This is a genomic window from Flavobacterium cutihirudinis, from assembly GCF_003385895.1.
Taxonomy (GTDB): Bacteria; Bacteroidota; Bacteroidia; order Flavobacteriales; family Flavobacteriaceae; genus Flavobacterium; species Flavobacterium cutihirudinis.
The window spans coordinates 80,762-102,404 of the sequence record NZ_QRDQ01000012.1; the positions used below are offsets into that span (position 1 = coordinate 80,762).

At 32.6% G+C, this 21,643-nt stretch carries 13 protein-coding genes; 2 read left to right on the forward strand and 11 right to left on the reverse strand.

The window, feature by feature from the left end:
• Nucleotides 1–99: 99 nt before the first annotated feature.
• From BD847_RS18495 to BD847_RS18515, 5 genes are all read right to left on the reverse strand, one after another.
• Complete coding sequence (locus BD847_RS18495; protein ID WP_115889752.1) at nt 100–1,782, reverse strand: MBOAT family O-acyltransferase; 1,683 nt, start codon at nt 1,780–1,782, stop codon at nt 100–102.
• A gap of 1 nt (nt 1,783) precedes the next feature.
• Complete coding sequence (locus tag BD847_RS18500; protein WP_244201636.1) at nt 1,784–3,112, reverse strand: GDSL-type esterase/lipase family protein; 1,329 nt, start codon at nt 3,110–3,112, stop codon at nt 1,784–1,786.
• Between the two features lie 82 nt (nt 3,113–3,194).
• Nucleotides 3,195–4,676, reverse strand: a complete 1,482-nt coding sequence (locus tag BD847_RS18505; RefSeq protein WP_115889754.1) for an SGNH/GDSL hydrolase family protein — start codon at nt 4,674–4,676, stop codon at nt 3,195–3,197.
• 430 nt (nt 4,677–5,106) lie between these two features.
• Nucleotides 5,107–5,727 (reverse strand): HmuY family protein, encoded by a 621-nt coding sequence (locus BD847_RS18510; RefSeq protein ID WP_115889937.1) that lies wholly within the window; start codon nt 5,725–5,727, stop codon nt 5,107–5,109.
• 28 nt (nt 5,728–5,755) lie between these two features.
• Nucleotides 5,756–7,822 carry a TonB-dependent receptor plug domain-containing protein gene (locus BD847_RS18515; RefSeq protein ID WP_115889755.1) on the reverse strand — a complete coding sequence of 689 codons (2,067 nt, stop codon included), beginning with the start codon at nt 7,820–7,822 and terminating at the stop codon, nt 5,756–5,758.
• 105 nt (nt 7,823–7,927) lie between these two features.
• On the opposite strand from BD847_RS18515, the gene BD847_RS18520 reads away from it, so the two are divergent.
• On the forward strand, nt 7,928–8,830 hold the full coding sequence (locus BD847_RS18520) for a DUF6607 family protein (protein WP_115889756.1): 903 nt from the start codon (nt 7,928–7,930) through the stop codon (nt 8,828–8,830).
• Between the two features lie 196 nt (nt 8,831–9,026).
• Here BD847_RS18520 and BD847_RS18525 read toward each other — a convergent pair whose 3' ends face one another.
• The 3 genes from BD847_RS18525 to argS form a co-directional block, all read right to left on the reverse strand.
• Nucleotides 9,027–10,499: a RagB/SusD family nutrient uptake outer membrane protein gene (locus BD847_RS18525; protein ID WP_115889757.1), complete on the reverse strand. Its 1,473-nt coding sequence runs from the start codon at nt 10,497–10,499 to the stop codon at nt 9,027–9,029.
• Nucleotides 10,500–10,503: 4 nt separating this feature from the next.
• On the reverse strand, nt 10,504–13,677 hold the full coding sequence (locus tag BD847_RS18530) for a SusC/RagA family TonB-linked outer membrane protein (protein WP_115889758.1): 3,174 nt from the start codon (nt 13,675–13,677) through the stop codon (nt 10,504–10,506).
• A gap of 254 nt (nt 13,678–13,931) precedes the next feature.
• Complete coding sequence (gene argS / locus BD847_RS18535) at nt 13,932–15,710, reverse strand: arginine--tRNA ligase (protein ID WP_115889759.1); 1,779 nt, start codon at nt 15,708–15,710, stop codon at nt 13,932–13,934.
• Between the two features lie 323 nt (nt 15,711–16,033).
• Here argS and BD847_RS18540 point away from each other — a divergent pair, with 323 nt between their 5' ends.
• Complete coding sequence (locus BD847_RS18540) at nt 16,034–18,451, forward strand: TonB-dependent receptor domain-containing protein (RefSeq protein ID WP_115889938.1); 2,418 nt, start codon at nt 16,034–16,036, stop codon at nt 18,449–18,451.
• A gap of 88 nt (nt 18,452–18,539) precedes the next feature.
• Here BD847_RS18540 and BD847_RS18545 read toward each other — a convergent pair whose 3' ends face one another.
• The 3 genes from BD847_RS18545 to BD847_RS18555 all read right to left on the reverse strand — a co-directional run bounded on the left by BD847_RS18545 (nt 18,540) and on the right by BD847_RS18555 (nt 21,609).
• Nucleotides 18,540–19,211 (reverse strand): copper homeostasis protein CutC, encoded by a 672-nt coding sequence (locus tag BD847_RS18545; RefSeq protein WP_115889939.1) that lies wholly within the window; start codon nt 19,209–19,211, stop codon nt 18,540–18,542.
• Nucleotides 19,212–19,357: 146 nt separating this feature from the next.
• Complete coding sequence (locus tag BD847_RS18550) at nt 19,358–20,365, reverse strand: 3-oxoacyl-ACP synthase III family protein (protein WP_115889760.1); 1,008 nt, start codon at nt 20,363–20,365, stop codon at nt 19,358–19,360.
• Between the two features lie 293 nt (nt 20,366–20,658).
• Nucleotides 20,659–21,609 carry an ABC transporter ATP-binding protein gene (locus tag BD847_RS18555; protein ID WP_115889761.1) on the reverse strand — a complete coding sequence of 317 codons (951 nt, stop codon included), beginning with the start codon at nt 21,607–21,609 and terminating at the stop codon, nt 20,659–20,661.
• Between the last annotated feature and the right edge of the window lie 34 nt (nt 21,610–21,643).

Below are 21,643 nucleotides of genomic sequence, written 5' to 3' on the forward strand. Positions count from 1 at the left end.
GGGTATAAAAAAATCACTCATATCTGCTAAATCTGCGGGAATAAAAAAGGCGCAAAGAATAAAACCTTTGCGCCTTTGTGCCTTTGTGCCTATGAACCTTTAAAATTGGAAGTATATGAACGGCTGTGAACCTGCTACGGCTGTAGCGTAAACAATCCAGTAAACGAAACCTAAAATTATTGCTTTTACCAAAATTGGAGTTTTATCAAAAACAGATTTCATTCCGTTTGTGAATGTTTCTGGCAAGAAATGCCAAACATAACCGAACAACATTAATCCGAATACGTTTTTATAGCCAATTACAATTGTTTTCCAAAGTTCTGGTTCGAAAGTCAATTGGCCAATATTATTGATTACTTGCAAAGCAGTTTCGAAATCTCTTGCACGGAAGAAAATCCAGCAGAAAACTACAAAATGGAATGTAATTAAGATTGAGAAAAATCTCCAAAGGAAATTTGGACTTTTATCTTTTTCGGAAGGGAAAATCTCCACGAAAATTTTGTGAATTGCCAAAGCTAATCCGTGTAAAGCTCCCCAAACAATAAACTGTGCTCCCGCTCCGTGCCACAATCCGCCCAGAAGCATTGTTGTGAATAAATTCAAATTGGTCACCAGAGTTTGTTTCTTTTTGCTGGAAAGTAAAAATGACAAACAAAAAAGTACTATTGAAACTGATGCAACAATCAAAGGAATTATACTTGTATTGTAACTTGTGATTCCCCAAACCAATAATCCAAAGAAAAATAAACTCGGGAATAAATACCCAGCGAAAGAACCTTCTCGGTTTCCTCCCATCGAAATGTATAAAAAGTCTTTCAGCCAAGTTGAAAGCGAAATATGCCATCTTCTCCAGAAATCAGTTATCGAAGTTGATTTATATGGCGTTCTAAAATTGACTGGCAATTTAAACCCTAACAATAAAGCAATACCAATTGCCATGTCTGAATATCCGGAAAAATCACAATAAATCTGAATTGCATATCCGTAGGAAGCCATTAAATTCTCAAAAGAAGTATAACTCAACGGCGTATCAAAAACACGATCTACAAAGTTTACGGAAATATAATTCGAGATAACTGTTTTCTTAATCAATCCGCCAATAATCAAAAATAAAGCATTATTTACATCTTGTCTTGAAAGATTTAATTTTTGATAAATCTGCGGAAGGAAATCTTTTGCGCGTACAATTGGTCCGGCAACTAATTGTGGGAAAAACGAAACGAAAAACAAATATTCAATGTAGTTTTTGGTTGGCTTAATTTCTTCGCGGTAAATCTCAATAATGTAACTCATCGACTGGAACGTATAAAACGAAATTCCGACAGGAAGAAAAATATCATGAAGCTGATAATTGCCATGAAACATATCATTGAAAGTAACAATCATGAAGTTCATATACTTGAAATAACCCAATAATCCTAAATTCAGAATTACGCTTATAACAAGATAAATTTTCTTTGTACTGTCTTTTGTTGCTTTAAAAATAATCTGGCTGAGTCCGTAATCAACAACTGAAGAAAGCAATAAAAGCAAAAAGTAAATTCCGCTTGACTTATAGTAAAAGAAAAGCGAGAAGAGAATTACATACGTTAATCTCAAATAAAATGTTTTGCGCAAAAAAGCATACACAAAATAAAAAACCAGAAATAAACCTAAGAATAAACCGGTATTAAATAATAATTTTTCGTCTGGATTATAAACAAACCAGCTTTTAACTTGTTCTATTGTAATTGCACCAAAATTTTGGATGAACCAATTATTAATGCTATCTATTGTTATCAATTTAATTCTTTAATTTAAAATTATCGTATGCTTTTAAAACTGCCAGTGCAAACAAGTTTCCTTGTTTTTCATATCCTTTTTTAGAATAATGAACCCAATCCGGGCCAATTAATCCCTGCGTTTTTAATTTCCTAATACCGTCCATTCCACCAAATTCGTCATATAGATCCCAAACTGCAAAACCATCTTTTTGTGCGATTTCTAAAATTTCTTTGGTATAATCTTTAATAAAGGTATTTGGTTTTCTTCTTAATAAAGATGGCGGCGGTGTCATTACAATTATAGGAACGTTTATATTCTGCGCTTTTATATTGCTAATAAATTCTCTTAAATGCTTAATATAACCGTCCGCTTCCAATCTGTCATAACTTTCATTTGTACCAAGTGAAAAAACCAACACATCCGGATGCAATGCTTTTAACTGCTCAAAAAATAAAGGATATTTATTGTAATCTGAATATTTGGCTCCATTTACACCTATACTGCTATAGAGTATTCCTGGCGCATCCTTTTCTAAAACAATTCCATTCAATTCATATTTTGAAGCTTCTTTGTTCGGAATCAAATAAATTTTCTCTAATGCTTTATCCGAATTATAATAATGGCAAAATGAATTCGACTCTATATTTAAAGGAATAAATTCAGAACTTTTTATCGTTTTTTCTTTTGTTTCGTTTGTTGGAATTTTTAGTGTTCTTCCGGCACGAATATTATTTGATTTCAGTCCATTTGCTCTTTTTATATCTGTAACCGAAATATTGTATTTGTCCGCAATAGTAGAAATCGCCTCGCCTTTTTTAATTTTATGAGTGATTACTTTTTTCTCTGTTGACTGAATCAAATTAACCTGAGATGAAGTCGCCAGATCAAACATATTCTGATTTTGCGGCGTAATAACTTTTATGGTATTAAATTTATAAGCCATATCTTTTACTCGCAATTCTACAGCAAAACCACCATTATCTCTCCAAAGTGCAATTCCGCTCAACCCAACCGGAACATTTTTTAATGGAAGAATATTTCGATAACTTTCCCATTTTCTGTTCGAATAAAAACGCTCGTTGTAAGAACCATTTGTTCTTGCCAGTTGATACGGAAAAACCAATCCACGTCCTGCATTTCCAAATTGCTGCTGCAGTTTCTTTCTCACTTCATTGGTCATTAAATCGCCCTGAATATGAGAATCCCCAATATGAACAATATTTATTTTCTGATTATTGTCGCTTTCATTTTTCTTCAGTTTTTCAAAAAAATCATTTAATGCTTTCGCATTATAAATTGGATCATCAGAAATCGGATCAATCACTATTGAATCAACTTTGTGAGTCATATTTTTTGTTATTGGAGGTGAGTCTGTTTTTGGCGTCTTTCCATTTGTTGAAAGAAAAAGGCAACAGAAAAAAATAATTAGTTTATTCATTAACACTATCATTTTTTACAGAAACGGAATCTGCTTTAGTTTTTCGAGCTGCTTTCTGTTGATTAGAAACGGCTTCACGTTTTTCACGCAATACTTTGTATTCTTCGTAACCTTTATTTAATTGTGTATATAATAAATTCCCTATTGCTTTTGCCCCACGCTGGTTAAAATGCGTGTAATCTTTATTGGCTTTCGCCGGAGTTTCATCAACCCATTTTACCATCGATCCATCGCCTCCCATCAGTGTATATAAATTCACAAATCCTGATTCTGTTTCAAGCGCATAATGTTTCTGTGCTTTCATTAAAGGGACAACTGCCGAATCTGTTTTCATCTCCAAATCATATTTGGTCGATTTATCTGCTGTTGAGACAATTAAAATTGAAACTCTCGGGAACGATTCTTTTATTTTATTAACTGTTTTTGTCATTCCCCTTTCGTACCAATTATAATTTTTGGTTCCGTAATTCAATACGTTTGTTCCGTAATGCAAAATAATCAAATCATATTTTAGATTATTATTGAAACCTTGCATCACATTGGCATTAAATGTTGAAATTGGCAAACCTGAATTTCCTCTTTGTGAGAAGTTATCAACGTGAACACCGCTTCCGTTATCAAAATTAAAACCGTAAATCGGGATCGAATCTGCATTTATGAAATTAGCTTTAAAGGCTTTTAAATGACCAGAAGTTACTTTTAATGTATTAATCAAATTACTCGGACTCAGATTTTTCTTCAAAGTATCTTTTCCGATAATAAAATTCACTTTCCCTTTTTTCGAAGCTCTTCCGTAAAATAAAGTCGGATTATCTAAAGTTGTAGAATATTTATTGGTTCCTGCTTCGTATTGTACCCAAGTTGGGTTCGATTTATCATTAGCAAAAAACACATGTCCGTTTACTCCAAAAGGACTTGAAGGATTTTTTACATTTAAATAAGAAAGTGCTTTCCAGTTTTTAGAATAAGTAGATTTTACCGACCCTCGCGACGCAGCAGATTCTGAAGTAATAGAAACAAAACCAACTCCATTTCCACCAAAACGCTCTTGGTAATTGGTTCTAACATCCTGCACAATCAAATCGCCATCGGTCATTGAGTCACCGTAATATGCAATTCTGACATTGTTTCCAGGATTTTTTTCTAATTGATATAACTTTTCGTAGAATGAAATCAAATATTGGTATCCTTTATAATTATCAAAAGTTTCAGAAGGAAATTCGATTCCTTCGATATTATTATAAACGATTTCTTCTTTTCCTTCGGCATCTTCAATTGCATTGATACTGTCGTTATCGCTAAGAGAATCTTTGGCAACAGCCTCAAGAAGCAAACTATCGATCAGTACATTTTTGGAATTCATTTTGCTTTCAGAAAAAATTTTATTCGGCAAGATTTGCTTGAATCCAATAAAAGCAACAAATGCTAATGCTACAATCGCGAAAGACTGAAAAAAATAAGATTTTGTATTCACTTGTAATTTAAAAGTTTGAAGTATGGATTACAAAAATTAAGCTTCTAAAATTCCTGTTAATTCCTTATAAAAAAATATGCGCAAAGATAAGATTAAACATTAACTAATAATTAATTTTTAACAATAAACTAAAACAAAAAAAGAGGCCCGAAAAATCGGGCCTCTTTATCAAAAAAAAATAAAAAAAACAAAGCTAATGATTAACTAAATTTTTGAAGTTTAATCGAAAACGACTTTTCAGAATTAACCACTTTATTTTCTAATCCAATTTTATAACTTATTGTTTTTATCACTTATAATGAAAACCTCCAATTCGATAATTTTAAAAAATTGACTATTCAAAAAAAATAAAGCTTAACAATAAAATCCAATGTTTTTTATCTAAAAAAATAACCTCGAATAACAAGTTTATTCGAGGTTACTTATATTTTTAAAATGTTGTAGTACTATTAGCTTGGTAAGCAAAATTGAAAGTGTAGAATCTTGATGCAGAAGTAGCATCAGGTGTTGCTGGTGCATCTTTGTAATAGCTTAACAATTCTACTTTTGCATATTTACCATCATGTGTTTTTACAACAAATACTTTACCTGCTTTTGCAGAAATAATATGAGTTGTAGCATTATAGTCGTACCAAGCATTAGCTCCAGAAGTTGGAAATGCATAAGTCGCGTTACCATCCTGTGCAAAAGTTGTAGCAGCAGGGAAAGCCGTTACGCTAGCAAATGTACCAGAAACAATACTAACAGCTCCAGTTCCAGTTCTTTCAGGTTCATCAGTAATACCAATTTTTGCACCTCCATTAACAATAATTGTAGTTCCACGGAAAGCGATATCCCAGTTATTATCAGTTACTACTTTGTTTTCAGAAAAACTAAATTTTGTGAATGGTCCACCAACTGGCTGTCCTTGACCTCCTGTTTGTGGAGCCTCAAGATTAGAAACCTTTGTAGTTACTACTGCCGGGATTTCATTTTTATCATCATCACTGCTGCAAGATGCTGTAAAAATAAATAATGCTAAAAGCGAAAGTTTTAAGAATTTTGTTTTCATTTTTGTAAATGTGTTAAATAAATGTTGATTAAAAATTATATTGAATTCTTGCAAAAAGCTGTCTGCCTGACAGATTGCTAATTTGACTTGGGTCTGTGTAATCAAGTAAGTTGTTTGCGCCTGCCTGTAGCATAAAGTTCTCACCTATGTTTTTTGAAACTGAAAAATTTGCTAAGAAGTAATCACTAACAAATGTGTCGTATTTGTCGAGAATTTGATTTCCGTTTGTATCAAACATGCCATATTTACTTCGGTAAAAAATACGCAAATAGATATCAGTCTTAATTTTTGGAATAGTGTATGAAAATTTAATATTGGCCGTGTGCTTCGATCGGTTATACAATCCAAAATAATCTGACTTGCTAATTTGAACCGTTTGCATATCTGAATTACGGATATATTGGTAATCTTCGAAATTATCCAAAACAGATTTATCTTTTGCCGTTAAGAATTGATATCCAAACGAAACAGAGAATTCTTTGGTAAAATCATATGTAGAATTAAATTCCAAACCATATGTAAAAATTTCACTAATATTAAAGTAACTGAAAATACTTTGTCCATTGGTTTTTTGAGCTACAACACGAGTATCAATTAAATTTTGAATTGAATTATAGAATGCATTTACATCTATCTTTAATTTATCTTTCTTGAAAAATGTACCAAAATTGAAGTTTATTGAACTTTCTGCTTCTAAAGGATTATCAAAGTTTACTCCAGCAGTTCTATTCAAAAGTTGACCTTGCGCTTCAAATTGATTTAAACGATCTTCAGCAACATTGTAACCTAAAACGGTGTAACCAACAGAAGGATTGGTGAAATCGAAATACAATTGACGAAAATCGGGAGCTTTATAACCATAACCTACTGATGATTTCAAAGAAAAATTTTGATTTATTTTATAGTTTACAGCCAGTTTTGGGCTAAGCTGAGAGGCATAAACACTATGATTATCGTATCTAATTCCGGTAAGGACATTCCATTTTTCACTTGGATTCCAATCATATTGCAAAAAGATATATTGTGAATTAAAATTTACATTCTTATCAAAATAAGTTCTGTCTAAAGTTTCATAATTCAACCCTACACCACCCGTTATTTTGTCATTTTTAAGAGATAATGTTGTTCTAATTTCCGGACGTAAAAGCCATTGATCGTAATAAGACTGTTCAAATAAAACATTATTTGAATCGTTTAAGAATGAATCATTTTTATAATTTGTAGCATATAGTTCGTATTCAGAGTAAAATTTGCTATTCCATTTATGTTCCACTTTTACTTGTGAGTTCCATTCATTTTCTTTCGCATCACCTTTATAATTTTCAGAATCAATAATGGCTACATTGTCCATTTTCATATTATAAAAACGATTGCTTACCGTTAATTTTAGATTCTCTGAAAAATCGTAATAAAATTTTGGTTGAATAGTATAATTATAAAATGATTCAACATTTTTTAAAGGCGTACTTTTATCTAAATCATAACCATCTGTAGAATAAAAGTTAGTAAAAAGATTGGCCGAAAACTTCTTTTTTTTCCAAAGAAGATTTGCGTTTGCATCATTAGTATTAAATGTCGCGTATCTATAAGAAAGACTGCCGGAAAACAAATCTTCTTTAGGCTTTTTTGTAATTACATTAATTACTCCACCCATAGCCTCAGAACCATATAAAGCGGACGATGCTCCTTTAACAATTTCTATTCTTTCGATATTTCCAACAGAAACTCTTGATAAGTCTAAAACTCCTGCAGTTCTTCCAACAAGCGGAACACCATCAATCAAAATCATTGTATAAGCCGCATCTAAACCCTGCATCTGAATTCCTTCAAAACCACTCTCATCAGGAATCATAATAATCCCTGTTTGTTCGCTCAAAATTTCGTTTAATCTTGTAACACCAGCTTTCATGATAGTTTTAGATGTTATGATTGTCATTGGCAAGGGTAATGAAGACAACACTCTTTCGGTTCTCGTTCCCGTGGTCACCGTTACTTCCGACAGGTTATTCACCTCAACACTATCTTTTTTAATTTCCTGAGATGCACAAATTTGGCAAAAAAGCGCTGTCGCAAAAAGAGTAATTTTACTTTTCATTATTTTTATTCAATCTTAATAATGCCGCAAATATATAAACTATTTTTATTTGTTCTAAATAAATTATTTATATTTGCGAAAAATTTAAAAACAAAACAATAAGTTATGATTACAAAAAGCCTCTATTTTTCAGCTGTACTAGCATTGACATGTAGCCTTGGTTTCAGTCAGGACAAAAAACAGCAAGACATTAAGTCTATTAAATCAATGTGTGGTTGTTATGAAGTAAAATTCAATTTCACTGAAACTTTTTCCTATCCGAAAGACTCTCTTACTTATAAACCATCAGAAACTAAACATGAATCTGCTTTAGAATGGGTAGAATTGTTAGAAGACACGCCAAACAAAATTGTTATGCAGCATTTATTGATTGTAAGCGATGATATGATTATCAAACACTGGAGACAAGACTGGATGTTCGAAAACACAGACTTATATACTTTTGATAAAGGCACTTCATGGAAATATAAAAAACTGGATAAAAAAGCAGTAAAAGGACAATGGACTCAAAAAGTATATCAGGTAGATGATAGTCCAAGATATGAAGGATCTTCTACATGGGTACATGTTGACGGACAAGATTACTGGGCAAACGTTGCCGATGCTCCACTACCAAGAAGAGAGCAAACAAAACGTAATGACTACAATGTTTTAAAAAGAAGAAACATTCACGAAATTACTTCTACTGGATGGAATCACGAGCAAGACAATGATAAATTGGTTAGAGATGACAGCGGAAAAGATGCTCTTTTAGCACAGGAAAAAGGTTTTGATGTTTATACTAAAGTACCAGACATTAAATGTATCGCTGCTCAAAAATGGTGGAAAGAAAATAATGCCCTTTGGAAAAATGTTCGCGATAAATGGCAAACACTTTTTGACAGACATAAAGACTTAAACTTAGAAGCTAAAGTTGATAGAAAAGCGCTTTATTCACTTTTGTTTGATTTAAAACCAAACGCTACAAAAGCTGAATCAGATGCAATTATCGATAAGTTCGTAAAATAAAAATGGTTTGTGTTAGTTGTAAAAAAGCCGATAGTTTTTAGGACTATCGGCTTTTTGCATATAAAAAAAACCGTCTAAAGTATAGACGGTTTATCCCTTGCATTATTTCTCTCTAAAAAGTATACTAATCCAAAATAGTTAAAATGATATGAAGGTTTTTTTAATCAAATTACAGCAAAATGACTTTTGCGAATGATTATAATTCGTTTTGTTCAATTAAAGGATTTGCATTAATTTCAACTTTAGGAATCAACCACTGCCATCTTTTGTCTGTTGGTGCGACTTGCATAACTCCGTTTACAATTCCTGAATCGTGATTTGCTCCGATTCTATCCAGTGGAGAATTAGTACGTTTTAAATCATAAAATCTAAAACCTTCACCCCATAATTCTATTCTTCTTTGAAGTAAAATCTCATCAACCAAAGCCTGTCCTAAATTTGTCGAAAAAGTGCATGACGGATTTCTAGTTTTTTCAAATTCAAAAAGCACGTTTGCAGCATCTGCAATTCCAAGTCTTGCTTTTGCCTCTGCTTCTATAAGATACATTTCGGCCACGCGCATGTATGGAATATCGCATCTGCTGTCGCCTGTACTAACAGCTAAAAACTTCTGACTTGTATATGGGAATTTAACAAAATTTGAAGGAAGCCCTAAAGCTGTATGTTTTCCTGTTTTATCAAATATTTCAGAACGAACATCCGTTGCAGGAATCAAATTATAAAGTTTACTGTTGATTGCTTTCGGACAAGAACGAATAACAGTAGAACTATAATTTCTAGACATGTAAGCTCCGAAATTTCCAAAATACTCTGTTTGAACTTCATTCACATGACTTCCCCACATCCATTCTTTATTGTTATAATCATTAAATCCTAAAATATAATCTGTTGTTGGCATTAAGGTTTTTCCAGTTCTTGCTTTATTAGCATATTCCGCAGCTATTGACCAATTACCTTGCGTCAAAGCTACTCTAGCTTTTAATCCTTGTGCCACTTTTAAATCTAAATGGGAATTATTTGGTTTTGTATAACCTACTAATAAAATATTAGCTTCGTCTAAATCTTTATTAATTTGAACGTAAACTTCTTCAACAGTTGAACGAGGAAATTTGTCATTTCCAACCGTTAAAATAATCGGCACACCTAGTTGTGAATTTGTAACCCCATTCACATATCTTTTCCCAAACAATTGCACTAGTTGATAATGGCAAAACGCTCTGTAAATTAAAGCTTCTCCTTTTACGATTTTTTTGTCAGCAGCAGAACCAACTGCAGCATCTGTCGCATTTATAATTGTATTTGCATTTCGTATAATTCTATAATACGTTCTATATGGAAAACGAAGTTCAGTAGAATTTTCATTATTGAATGCACTCCAATTATATACTTGTAAAAACCAGCCATTTGTAATTGGAAAAACGACATCATCGCCCGCAATATCCACTTGCTCCATTAAACCTCCTAAACCAGCTTGACTCTGATCTTCATACTGTTTGTATAAAGATCTATGAATCCCGTTCAAAAGTGTCATAAGATTTTCTGTGGTTTTTGTTGCGCCATCATAATCCACAAACTCTGTTGGTTTTTTATCTAAAAAATCATCCGAACAAGAGCCTAAAATAGTTATTGCAAAAACAGCAACTATTAATTTAATATAATTTGATTTCATAATGTTAAAAATTTAAATTCAGTCCTAATGATATTACTCGAGATGGTATATATCTATTTTGAGTTGTTCCATCAAAAGTTTGAGTAGGATCCATTCCTTGACGTCTTGTAAACAACATTAGATTCTCGCCATTTACATAAATCGAAGCATTGTCAATTTCGAATTTTGAAATAAATTCCGAAGGCATTTTATAAGATAAATTGATTTGTCTCAATGATAAATAATCAGAACCTATTAGCCATCTATCAGAAGCTGCTGATGATTGAGTATTTCTAGTAACATCCAATCTTGGTACATCTGTAATATCTCCAGGTTTTTGCCATCTTCTAAAAATATCAGTACTTAATGCTGATCCGTAGTTATTACCAGTATGCATTAAAACCGCATAGTTGGTATCGTACATTTGACCACCAATTTGATAAGAACATACAACATTTAATTGAAGCGCTTTGTATTTAAATGTATTTCCAAAACTTCCAAACAAATCAGGAATTGCCGAACCAGCATAATGGTACAAAGCTTTGTTTTGATCAGTCGTTACGTTAACACCATTTACAACTCTAATAGTCCCATCTGTAGCGTTTACAAATTTTGGATCTGTTACATATAGAGCATATCCATCTGAAGAATCAACTCCATACCAGTCTCTCAACCAATAATCATAGATAGAATGTCCTACCGAAAGTTTTTTGAATCCCGTATCAGTAATAATTTCTCCTTGAGGAAGTTTTGTAATTTTATTATTGATGGTTGATGCGTTTACATTCAAGCTCCAAGAAAAGTCTTTTGTTTTAAGAATTACACCGTCTAAAGCGACTTCAAATCCTTTGTTAACCATCGAACCAATATTTTCAACTCTGTAATCTAAACCAGAAGACAATGGATTTGGAACTGAAAAGATAAGTCCATCCGTATTTCTGTTATAATATTCAACACTTCCTTTTAATCTGTTTTTAAAGAAACTAAATTCTAAACCAAGATCTTTTTGAGTATTAACCTCCCATTTTAAATTTGGTGCAGCGGCAGCATATGTAACAATTCCGCCTTCACTTCCGTTATCATAGCCTAAACTATAAGTCGGCTGACTTACATAATAATTTAAACCATTGATTTTTGTACCAGAATCGTTAGTGTCACTGATTGTATGTGAATCATTTCCAACTTGTCCTATCGATACTCTTAATTTTAAATCATCAATCCAAGACTGATTCTTAAGAAAATTCTCTTTTGAAAGTACCCAAGCACCACCTAAAGACCAGAAATTCCCCCAACGGTTGTTTTCAGCAAACTTTGAAGATCCGTCTCTTCTTAATGACGCAGAAAAAATATATTTATTCATGTAGTCATACCCAACTCTAGAAAAATAAGACTCTGTTGCATAATTTCTAGTGTAAGAAGTTAAACCAGTAGTTGTTGCGTAATTAACATATTCAATAATATCTGGAGCAACCTGCCCCGTTTTACTGCTGCTTGTCCAGTTTTTTTCGTAATCAAAACTTTCGTGTCCCAATAAGGCATTAAAAGAATGATCTCCTATTTTTTTCGAGTAATTCAATAACTGATTGTAAGTAATTCCAGTTAGGATCTTATCATCTTTCCCCATTAAACCAGTTGGTGCTCCATCTCCAATTTCAGTATTATAAGAATACGTTCTGTTTGAATATGTTTTATCAATAGAAGCATTAGTCGTAAATTTCAAATCTTTAGTAAAAGAAATTTCGAAGAAAGTCCTTGCCGAAAGAGCCAATCCTTTTACTACATCAGTATCATTTAATGTTTCATAAACAACATTTCGTCCATTAGAAGCTCCTGATCCGCGTACAGTTGAGTACACGCGATCACCATTAGCATCTAGTACATAGTCTCCATTTGGAGTATGATCAAAAACAGGATAAATTGGGCCCATTGTTCTGATGGTTCTAAATGGATTTTTGAATGAACTTGTGTTTTCTACTCCATCAGTACCTAATTGAGAACTGGTTAGAGTTCCAGACATATTAACACCTGTTTTAAACCACTCTTTTAAACTTGTATTTAAATTTAATCTACCAGTTGTTCTTTGGAAACCAGATTTTTGAATATATCCCTCTTCATCTAAATATCCTAAAGAAGCAAAATAATTCGATTTTTCAGATTTTCCTTGATATGAAAAATCTACATTTTTTCTAACTCCGGCTCTTTCTAATTGTTTAGCCCAATCTAGATCTTGCGGATACAATAATTTTGCATCAGGATTCAATTTTCCGTCTGTACCTACGATACTGCCATTTGGAACATTAAATGGATTTGTAACCAATACAACAGGAACTCTTCCAGATGCATAAGCATTTGCTGCATCAATTTGCGCCTGATTGCCCATTGGACGACTGTTGCGAATTGCTTCCCATTCTAAAGGATAATAATCAAGTGCATTTACTCTCGAGTAATCTTTAATTGAACGTGAAGTCATCCCTGTGCTTAAGTTTAATGAAAACTTATCTTTTTGAGACTTTCCAGATTTTGTTGTAATAATGATTACACCATTTGCTGCTTTTGAACCATAAAGAGAGGTAGAAGAAGCATCTTTTAAAACACTTAAACTTTCAATATCACTTGAATTTAAATTACTGATATCACCTGCATACGGAACTCCATCTACAATATATAATGGTGCGTTTGATCCGTTGATTGAACTAAACCCACGAATTCTTACTTCGGGAGCAGCACCAGGCTGACCAGCCGAACTCTGGATTTGAACCCCAGATGTTGAACCTTCTAAAACAGAAAGCGCATTTGTCAAAGGTCTATTTTCAAGTTGTTCTGATTTAATTTGAGTTGCTGAACCCGTGTACGAAGTTTTTTTAGCTGTACCATATGCGACAACAACAACCTCATCTAATTCTTTTCCATCTTCTTGCAGCTTCACATTAATGGTTGATGCCGAGCCAACCGTTACAGCGTTGTCTTTCAAACCAACGTAAGAAAAAATTAAAACGTCTCCGGTTTTTGCTTTAATAGTGTACTTACCATCAAAATCAGATTGTACACCATTATTTGTTCCTTTAACCATAACATTCGCTCCCGGAATTGGTCCAGAAGCATCTGATACAATTCCTGAAACTTTCTTTTCCTGTGCAAAAATCAATTGTATTCCTGTTACCAAAAACAGCAACACAATTCTTACAATTTTTTGTTTCATTATTTATTTATCTTTTTTGATTATTTGGCGCAAATCTATCAAACTAAGATAATTTTAACAAGAATTATAAGTCTTTTAACGTTAATAAAATAAAGTTTTATACTACAAAATGTCAAACCAGAAAAAAATAAAATATAACTTACTAGAAATCAGAAATATTGGTTTTTTCTTACAAAAACAACATTTTAAACTAAAATCAAAAAAAAGCCGATAGTTATACAACTATCGGCTTCAAAATATCTTTAATTTAACTTTTACATTCTCTCAGGAACTTCAATTCCCATTAATGTTAAGGCAGATTTAATTACCTCAGCAACCTTTTGAGAAAGCTGTACTCTAAAAATCTTTTTAGTTAAATCAACTTCTCCTAAAATGTGAACTGATTGATAAAACGAATTATATTCTTTTACTAAATCATAAGTATAATTTGCAATCAACGCCGGGCTATGATTTTGTGCAGCATTTTGAATTACTTCCGGGAAAAGTTCGATTTGTTTTACCAGCTCTTTTTCTTTTTCGTGAAGTTCTTCGATATTTGTTTTAGCAGAAAAATCAAAATCGGCTTTACGGATTATCGACTGAATTCTGGCATAAGTATATTGAATAAAAGGGCCTGTATTTCCAGCAAAATCAACAGATTCTTCCGGGTTAAACAAAATTCGTTTTTTAGGATCTACTTTTAAAATGTAATATTTCAATGCACCAAGACCAATCGTCTTATACAATTTTGCTTTTTCTTCAGCAGAATAGCTGTCCAATTTTCCTAAATCTTCCGAAATTTGTTTTGCTGTATCAGTCATATCCTGCATCAAATCATCTGCATCTACTACAGTTCCTTCACGGCTTTTCATTTTTCCTGAAGGCAAATCAACCATTCCGTATGATAAGTGATATAGACTTGAAGCCCAATCAAAACCTAATTTTTTCAAGATTAAGAACAAAACTTTAAAATGATAATCCTGTTCATTTCCAACAGTGTAAACCATTCCGCCAACATCCGGCATATCTTTTACACGCTGAATTGCTGTTCCAATATCCTGCGTCATGTAAACCGCAGTTCCATCTGAACGTAAAACAATTTTACGATCAAGTCCTTCATCAGTCAAATCAATCCAAACTGAACCGTCAGGATCTTTTTCGAAAACACCTTTATCTAAACCTACCTGGACAACATCTTTACCTAATAAATAAGTATTGCTTTCGTAATAATATTTATCAAAATTAACTCCTAGATTATTATAAGTCGTCGCAAACCCGTCATAAACCCATTGGTTCATCATTTTCCAAAGTTCAATAACTTTCTCGTCGCCAGCTTCCCACTTTTTAAGCATTTCTTGCGCTTCAATAATTATTGGAGCTTGTTTCTTTGCTTCTTCTTCGGTTTTTCCAGTTTCGATTAATTGGTTGATTTCAGCTTTATAAGCTTTATCAAATTCTACATAATATTTACCAACTAATTTATCTCCTTTTAAATTTGAACTTTCCGGAGTTTCTCCGTTTCCGAATTTTTCCCAAGCCAACATTGACTTACAGATATGAATTCCACGATCGTTGATAATTTGAGTTTTATATACTTTTTTACCAGAAGCTTTAATAATTTCTGCAACAGAATATCCTAACAAATTGTTTCGAACGTGGCCTAAGTGTAAAGGCTTATTTGTATTTGGCGAAGAATATTCGACCATAATTGCTTTCTCTTCCGGATTTGGAGTTACATATCCAAACTTTGTATTGTCTTTAATTTCATTGAAGAAATTCAGATAATAACTATCTGATATTACAATATTCAAGAAACCTGATACAACATTAAAGCGCGCCACTTCAGAAACATTTTCAACCAGATAATTTCCAATTTTATTTCCTAATTCGGCAGGATTGCTTTTGATTACTTTCAACAGAGGAAAAATAACCATTGTAATATCGCCTTCAAACTCTTTTCTAGTTGTTTGAAATTCAATTTTATCAACGGAAACATCAAATAATGCCTGTATTGCTTTTTGTATAGAAGGTGTAAGAATTTGTGATAATGACATGTAAACTTATTTTAAAGTGAGCAAAGATACTGCTTATTCATCAATTAGAGAAAACGATAAACATATAAAATCACACAAACCACTAAGAATTTCTTAAAAATCATTTTCTTTTGAATGTTAAAATTATCAAAAAATTAAAACGCTAATCTCCTATAAAACAGGCAATCTTCATTTACACTTAAAAAAAAATAATTTTATTCTGTAACATAACCATACCAAAAGAGTCTTAATAGGAACTTCGAATTCATTTGGAGCGAAAAAAAACTAAACAAAAACAAGAAAACAAATCATCATCAATCAAATCAAATAATCACTTAATTATTATGAAACTAAAATTTTTTCTGTTTGCATTATTAAGCATTATTGCAACAGCACAAGCCCAAAACAACGGAACGGTCTCCGGAAAAATTACTGAAAAATCAAACAACGCACCAATTTCTTATGCTACGGTGTCAATCAAAGACAATGGCAAAGTTATTTCTGGTGTAAACACTGACGACAATGGTGATTTTACAATAAAAAACTTAGCCTTAAAAAATTATACAATCGAAATTCAGTATATCGGATTTAGAAAATATATTGGTTCTTTAATTTTAAGCGAAAACAAAAAAACGGCTACCATCAATATTTCTCTTGAAGAAGAAGCAACACAATTAAAAGGTGTAAATATTGTTGCGGAACGTTCTACAATCGAACAAAAAATAGACCGAAAAGTAATTACCGTTGGAAAAGATTTAACTACCGCAGGAGCTTCTGCTTCTGATATTATGAGCAATATTCCATCTGTAAATGTAGATCAGGACGGAAAACTTTCGCTTCGCGGAAATGACAATGTTCGTGTATTAATTGACGGAAGACCTTCGAACATCGATCCTGCGCAATTATTAAAACAGATTCCATCGACTTCAATCAAAAAAATTGAGTTGATTACGAATCCAAGTGCTAAATACAATCCTGAAGGAATGTCGGGAATTATAAATATTGTTTTGCACAAAAATGCAAATACTGGTTTCAACGGAACCTACAGTGGTGGTATTACTTTTGGAGAAACTGCAAAATACAATCAGTCATTAGACTTGAATTATAAAACCGGAAAAGTAAATTTCTTTGGAAATGCTGGTCAAAACTTTGGTACTTATTACAATGATGGACAAATCTTTAGACTTGATCAGGATGTAAGACAAAAATTAGACATTTCGAACGAAAATGATAATTACTTGTACAAACTAGGAATGGATTATTTGATTGATGACAAAAACACTTTGTCTTTTTATACCAATCAAAACAAATCGACCGGAAACGGAATTGTAAACACTGATATTAATTATTACAATGGCGATCCGGATGTTTTAAACATTTACCAACATTCAAATTACAAAGGACCAAGTAAAACAGGAACTTATAATTTAGCTTACAAACATATTTTTGACAAAGAAGGACATACTTTAGATTTTGAAGGGAATTACAGCGATACAAAAGTGGGACAAAATGCTGCTTTCGATACAAAAACAACAAAACCAGATAACTCAGCAAATTCTATTGTTTATAATGATCAAATTGGTGACCGAAGAAAATTAAGCACCATAAATGTTGATTACGTAAACCCATTAAACGAAAAAACTACTCTTGAAGCTGGTGCCGAAGCAAGAATAACAAGAACAAACAATGATTACAACACAGGTAATCCATTGGTGCCTATTGATGAAAGAATTTCTAACTATACTTACGACACTGATATTTATTCAGCTTACGTAACATTTGGTCAAAAATTTAAAAAATTTAGCTACCAAGTAGGAACTCGTTTTGAGAGCTACAAAGTGATAGCAAACTTAAACTATGGTCAGGAAAAATTTAATGATGATTATATCACACTATATCCATCAGCTTATTTAACTTATAACCTAAATGAAAAAAATGTTTTACAATTTAGTTATAGCCGTCGTGTTGATCGACCAAGTTTAGAACAGACAAAACCTATTCGTGAGTTTTCAACTCCTTTAGTAACGTCATACGGAAATCCTGAATTAAGACCTCAGTTTACAAACTCTGTAGAAGTAAATTACACTAAAACTCTTGAAAAAGGAAGCATAACCGCAGGTGTTTTCGTAAGAAGAATTAACGATCAAATTAGCAGAACTTTAAGTCCAGATCCAAATGATGAATCAGGATATAAACAAATTTTAGGCTTCACGAATTATGATAATAGTAGTTCTTATGGTTTTGATGTTTCGTTAAATTATAAGCTTACAAAATGGTGGGATATTCAACCATCGATTGACTTTTCAAGCATAAATCAGCATGGTGTAGTTTTCCAACTTGATCCTACAACAGGTAAAAATTTAGCATTTGAACGTAGTGTCACAACATCAGCATTTAATGCTCGTATGAACTCTAACTTCAAACCAACAAAACGTTTAAGCTTTTTATTATTCGGTTTTTACAGAGGACCGGTTGAAGAAGTTCAACAAAAAAGAAAAGAAATGTACAAAATGGACATTGGAACACGTTATACATTGTTAGACAACAAGATGAATATCAGTGTACGTTTTAATGACGTTTTCAATACAATGCGATATGCTTTTGACGGAATTTATCCTTACCCACAAACAGGAGAGTTTACATGGGAAAGTCAAACAGTATATTTAGGTTTAACATATAACTTTGGTGGCGGAAAAATCAAAAATTTACAGCGCAAGCAAAGAGAAGATAACACTAATAAAGGTGGTGGAGGGATGTTTTAATTCCGCTTTTATTAGTAGATTTTAATAGTTCTTGTAGAAAAGAAAAGTCTGGAGTATGCCAACTCCAGGCTTTTTATTATGTTGTCGTTTATAGAAAATTTCGCAATTCTTTGATTTCTTCCGCATTAGCTGTTTCACTTGAGTCGGTTATTGCAGATGAATGATAAAAAGTTGGGGTTAACTTTTCCTGTAATAATTTAATATTCGAGGATCGTAAACCACCGCCCGGCATAATTTCAATACGATCTTTAGCAAGCTTTTGAATCTCGATCAAATCAAAAATTCCTTCTTCGACATTCTTTCCGCGCCCTGAAGTTAGAATAGTTTGAAATCCACAATCAATCACATCTTCAAGTCCTTGTTCAATAGAATCAACTACATCAAAAGCTCTGTGAAAAGTACAAGAAAGCGGACTGGATAAATTTACTAATTCCTGATTTTGGCTTTTATTTACACTTCCATCAGCATTTAGAATTCCGAAAACAAAACCATCAACACCCAATTTTTTAAATTGTTTAATATCTTGTTTCATTTCCGTAAACTCTTCATCAGTGTAAACAAAATCTCCACCTCTGGGCCTAATAATGACGTGCATTTTGATGTTCAATTTTTCACGAACTCTCACTGCAAGAATCGAGTTAGGTGTAGTACCGCCCAAATGCATATTATCACATAATTCTATACGATCGGCACCACTTTCCTGTGCAATTATCGCCGAGTCATAATTAAAACATGCTATTTCTAGTTGATTTTTTTTCATTTTAAGTAAAACTTGATTTTCTATTCTTTCATTCTCTGTTGTTTTAATCACAAGGTCAAAAACAACAATTATTTAATCCCACTAAATTATAAAAAAACCTGCTCTAAAAAAGAGCAGGTTTTAAATATAATGCAAGATGAATTAATTTACCATTTAATGATAGCACTCGCCCAAGTGAATCCACTTCCAAAAGCTGCTAAAACTACTGTATCTCCAGATTTAATTTTCCCTTGTTCCCAAGCTTCTGTCAATGCAATCGGAATAGAAGCTGCTGTAGTATTACCGTACTTCTGAATATTATTGTGCACCTGATCATCAGATAATTTGAACTTATTCTGAATGAATTGCGAAATCCTTAAGTTTGCCTGATGCGGGATAAGCATATCAATATCTGAAACCTGCAATCCGTTTGCCTCCAAACCTTCATTAATAACTTCTGCAAAACGAACAACAGCATTTTTAAATACAAACTGACCGTTCATGTATGGATAATAACTTTCGTCATTTGGATCGTTGTCTGCAATAATATCAGTTACCCAACGCGCTCCCATTCCTGGTGCTTGCAATGCTAATTCTTCAGCATGCTGTCCTTCTGAATGTAAATGCGTTGACAAAATTCCTTTTGTCAAATCTTCTTCACGGCTTAAAACCGCTGCTCCTGCTCCATCACCAAAAATTACTGAAACACCACGACCACGAGTTGTCATATCCAATCCGGTTGAATGAACTTCTGAACCGATTACCAAAATGTTTTTATACATTCCGGTTTTAATATATTGATCTGCAACAGAAATAGCGTAAACAAAACCTGAACATTGGTTTCTTACATCTAACGCCCCAACGGTTCTTAATCCTAAATCACGCTGAACTAAAACTCCAGGACCTGGAAAATAATAATCAGGACTTAATGTAGCAAAAACTACAAAGTCAATATCTTCCTTGGCTACACCAGAACGTTCTATAGCAATTTTAGCTGCTTTAACTCCCATTGAAGTTGTCGTATCTTCACCACGAATAATATGTCTTCTTTCCTGAATTCCTGTTCTTTCCTGAATCCATTCATCATTGGTGTCCATAATCTTAGACAAATCATCATTGGTTACAACATTAGAAGGAACATAATATCCTAAGCCCGCTATTTTTGAATGATACATATTCTTTTATTATTTGTTAAAAAATTGGATTGCAAATTTACGTATACTTTAAAACATAAGCACCCAAATTACTATTTTTTTCGTTATTAGCAATTTAATATACTTTAATAATACGATCATTTAAAACCATTTCTATTTTGAATAAACAGTTTTTGGAGTAAATATATGAGAAGAATAAAAAATATGATCTAAAATCAAGATACATTTTCAGCTTTTGTTTAACTTTTATTCTACCTGAGATTTTTTATTAAAAAATAAAACCCAACAATTTTGCAATCGTCGGGTTTGTAGTTTTATAGATAATTTAATGCCAGGAAAATCTCTTGCTCCAAAGGCAAATCAATTTCACTTTCAAAAAAGATTAATTGGCGTTTGTAGACCGTTTCAATCAGATAATGATTTCCTCTAAAATAAGTTCGTCTGATTTTTACCGGAAGTTTTGATTCGCCCACCATTTTAAACTGATGCGGATATACTAATGTTTTATGCGTTTCGTCATTGTAATCAAGCAGCAAATGTGTTGCAACCTCATTGACTTCTCCAAATAAAGAAGCAACATATTTGGTTTGTGGATCTTCGTAAATTTTTGTTGGATTTCCTTTTGTAATAACTTCCCCGCTTCTCATTACGATTGTTTCATCTGCGAATGATAAGGCATCGGTGCTGTCGTGTGTAGCAATTATACAAGTAATACCTTTTTGTTTTAGATATCTAAATAAATTTCGGCGCAAAGCATTTTTTCTAAAAGCATCAATTTGGCTAAAAGGTTCATCAAGCAAAATTACTTCCGGCTCTAAAGCTAATACACGCACAAGCGCAACCCTTTGTTGTTGACCTCCACTTAAAAATTTTGCTTTTACATTAGAGAATTGTTCCATTTCGACCATCTCCAATAATTCCTGAACACGCAGTTTTTTCATATTTGCAAATCCGTTCGATAAGAATTTCCCAACATTTTCGGCCACTGTTTCATACGGAGACAAATCGAAATCCTGTGCCAGATATTTCATAAAAGGCATTCCGGGAATCAAATTAAACTTTGGCCCTAAGATGGGTTTTTCGTTATAAAAAATCTTCCCTTCATCCAGATCATACAAGCCGTAAATTAATTTTAGAAGTGTACTTTTCCCGCATCCACTTTCGCCAATAATGGCAATATTTTCGCCTTTATTAATAGAAAAAGAAACGTTTTTTATAACGGGTTTATCAGTATACGAAAAAGAAATATTTTGAATGTCGAGCATGTGTTCTATTTGAGAGTTCAAATTTACAATGTTT